Here is a 3,481-nt window from a genome sequence, read left to right as displayed (position 1 = left end):
GCAAAATCGGCAGCAGGCAATGAATCCATTGATTGGCTTTGGGTTGACTGATCCCAAAGAGCGCGCCTTGCACTTCCTGAAGGTTATTGGTCTTCAAGTACATCAAGATGAAGAAAAGCTTATCTTCAATAGTAGGAAGAGGACAGTTTCGGTAATTGCTGTATTTCCGCTTGCCGCGTGGTTTCCCATCGAGACGGTGGGTACGCATCCGCTCATAGAAATGCTGGGCAAAGTATGGTAACAAATGGTCAAATTCTTCCCGCGTGTACCCCGTCAAGGCTAAAAACGTACGCGGTTTCTCGGCATATTTTTGGTACAAAGCCATCGATCACCTCCTGTTGAGATTTTCGCTATTTTACCACAGATTCTTGTTTTGTGTACTAATCGGTATAATGTCTAATGGTTTTCAACATAACAAGTTCTCAAAATATGGAGGAAGAAATGCCTGAAGCACCAGAAGTTCAAACTATCGTTAACGGACTAAAATCAGTTATTGTTAACACAACTGTGACTAATGTAATATTCTCGGAAAACACAGAAGATATTATTGATGGGAATAGTAAAAAAGAGTTTTTAGACTTAGTTGAACATTATAAAGTTTTGGAAGTTGTTAGAAGGGGTAAATATATTGATATTTTTGTAGATTCCGGTATTCATATAGTTATTCATTTATTAATGACTGGACAGCTAATATATAAAAATAATCAAGATGAAGACAGTAGGCCTAAGTATTTACGAGTAGTTATTCAATTTGATGATGGTTCTGAACTTTGCTTAGCTGATAAGAGCACATGGGTAAAACTAGCAACAATAATGGATAACAATGTAAAAGACGATAGCCGTTTTACTAAGTTAGGAGTTGATGTTTTTTCTGAAGATTTTACTGAAAACGCCTTTAAGGAAGTTTTGTCTTCACGACGTGCAATACATTCAAGGTTATTGGATCAAAAAGCCATTTCGGGCTTAGGCAATATATATGTGAATGAGGTTTTGTACTATTCTGGTATACATCCTAAAAGGCAATCAAAGAGTCTTAATAATTCAGAAGCACAAGCATTGTATTTCGCGATTTATTATGTAGTTCGGGAAGCATTAAAGCATCGAGGCACTACATTCTCTGATTATCGTACACCTGATGGGAGCACTGGACAATATCAGAACTTTTTAAGGGTATATCAACGCGCAGGGCAGCCTTGCTTTCGATGTGGAACAATACTTGAAAAAATCAAAGTTAGTGGACGTGGAGCAGTTTTTTGCCCCCATGATCAACCGGAGTATCCTGGCAAATCTCAAAATAATATTCGAGATGGTAATGCCAAGCAATACTCCTTTGATATACATAATAATGAAAATTTCATTTTCATTATCACTGGCCCATCATCGGTAGGAAAGACAACGTTGTCAAGACAAATGGCAAAGCATATTCCTTTTTTAAAATTAGTACCAACTGTAAAGACACGCAATAAACGACCGGGCGAAATAGAAGGAGTCGACTCAATCTTTGTTTCCAAAGATACTTTTGAAAAAATGCAACAGAATGGAGACTTTTTAATATTTGGCCAGCATTTCAACCATTGGTATGGGACACAACGAAGATTATTAGAAAATACCCTTATCAGCGGAAACGATGTAGTAATTATCGTTTCGCCTGAAGGAGCGAAAGAGATAAAAGCTCAGTATGATAATTCATTTATTATTTGTTTAATTACTAGTTCTGAAGATCAATTATCAAAGCGTATTTATGAACGTAATGATTATTCAGTATCTGATAAAAAGAAACGTGAATCATACAAAAAAGGAGAACTTGACCAATCAAGCTATTGTGATCATGTAATTACCACAATAAATGAATTGCAAACATTACACGAAGCATTTAAATACGTTTATAAAATCAGATGTGCCACTTACTAGAAAGATGAATTTCCAATGATGACACATATATGTGTAATTGGCAATATTGGTGCGGGTAAGACAGAACTTGCAAAAGCGTTAGTTAAACGATTATGTGGTTTTGCGGGAATGTTTGAGCCCGATGTTCAAGGCAATCCATATCTTCAAGATTTTATTTTGAAGCCTTCAGAATTTGCATTACGAAATCAATTATTCTTTTTGTGGTCGGCACTTCATTACATTAATCGACGTTCAAGAAAAGATAAAGTGGTCCAAGATTTTTCTATAATTGGTTGTCCCATTTTTGCCGAAGCAATGCGAAAGCAATCATTATTAACCAAAAGAGATTATGAAATATATGAGAAAATTTGCACACAATTGTTTCCAAATATACCCTCGCCCTCTTTATACATACTTGTTCGAGCATGTGTTGAAACGCTAGAACAACGAATTTCAAAGCGCGGACGTTTATCGGAGAACAGTATACCAACCGATTATTTGGAGATCTTACAATACCTTCATGATTCACGCTTAGAATCTTTTTGGATTCCTCGACTACCAGCCCCAATAATAAAGATAGATACAGACAAATTCAATACATTTGATAAAAATGATATAGACAATTTGGTAATCAAAATAAACGAAGAACTCGAACAAAAAGGATAAAAAAATGTATGCATATATAGCTGGGCCTCTTTATAATGAAGGAGATAGATGGGTAAATGAATTGTTGGATAGCAAAGCGCAAAATGTGGGATTTACCACTTATTCACCTCATCGAGATTTAGGTATTATGAGTTCTGTTGATGATGGGCCATTATTATTCAAGGGAGATTTGGATCATCTTAATCGCGCTGATGTTATTATTGCAAACCTTAATGGAGTTACAGTTGATGCAGGGACGTCATGGGAGATAGGTTACGCGTATGCAAGAAATAAACATATTATTGGTGTTCACACAGATGAACGAGTACATGTACGTCATTCTGTTGTCAACTTAATGGTTCTAAATTCCCTTGACCATTTTTCGCAATCTATAGATGATTTTACCCTCTATTTGCAAAAACATGTTCGCTCTTTAAGCTACAATACATAGAACATTAAATACCCCCGTTTTGCGGTTGAAAAGTAGCTTCCGCTTCCAGAGGCCGCTTTGTCTCTGAGGAGCACAAAAAGTCGATTCGTGATCTAATTTCGTTTCTTCGCACGCGATCTTCAGCCAATTCTGGGTATTGGCGCTGCGATTTCGCTTTTGCAGCTCCGAAAGAGCGGAAGTTACTTTTTCAGGCGGAATTAAGGTTCTATGTACAATAGATGATTTTTGATTCGTGAAAATTATAAATGACAACACCACCTAACCCAGCATCAAGCTGACGGTGCGCGGTGCGCCCCGCGGGTAAGCGGCGCGATTTTAGGCGAAATTTGTCGAGCAAAGGGATGTGTTAAGCCCCGCAGCTTATGCGAATCGTTAGCGCCGCGAGAATGCAGTGTAATGCTCGTTGGCCCCTTGTTCAGTGAGGGGTTTTAGTTGGTAGGTCGAGGTGCACCTTGAAAAGCGGAGCGTCGGAGCCGAAGTCCCGGCGGTTTCAGT

Annotated in this window: 4 protein-coding genes; 3 read left to right on the top strand and 1 reads right to left on the bottom strand. The window is 37.9% G+C overall.

Annotation, left to right across the window (positions count from 1 at the left end; translation table 11 throughout):
• The coding region (locus GF401_03570) for a hypothetical protein (GenBank protein MBD3344123.1) at positions 1 to 325 on the bottom strand (325 nt) is incomplete at its 3' end.
• Between the two features lie 74 nt (positions 326 to 399).
• On the opposite strand from GF401_03570, the gene mutM reads away from it, so the two are divergent.
• The 3 genes from mutM to GF401_03555 are packed head-to-tail and all read left to right on the top strand — an operon-like array spanning position 400 to position 2,986.
• A complete protein-coding gene (gene mutM / locus GF401_03565) occupies positions 400 to 1,911 on the top strand; it encodes a DNA-formamidopyrimidine glycosylase (protein MBD3344122.1) in 1,512 nt (503 codons plus the stop codon).
• A gap of 15 nt (positions 1,912 to 1,926) precedes the next feature.
• Positions 1,927 to 2,556 (top strand): hypothetical protein, encoded by a 630-nt coding sequence (locus GF401_03560; protein ID MBD3344121.1) that lies wholly within the window; start codon positions 1,927 to 1,929, stop codon positions 2,554 to 2,556.
• Between the two features lie 4 nt (positions 2,557 to 2,560).
• Positions 2,561 to 2,986 (top strand): hypothetical protein, encoded by a 426-nt coding sequence (locus GF401_03555; protein ID MBD3344120.1) that lies wholly within the window; start codon positions 2,561 to 2,563, stop codon positions 2,984 to 2,986.
• The last annotated feature ends 495 nt before the right edge of the window (positions 2,987 to 3,481 follow it).

This window comes from Chitinivibrionales bacterium, from assembly GCA_014728215.1.
Taxonomy (GTDB): domain Bacteria; phylum Fibrobacterota; class Chitinivibrionia; order Chitinivibrionales; family WJKA01; genus WJKA01.
This window is presented reverse-complemented; position numbering and strand designations above follow the sequence as displayed.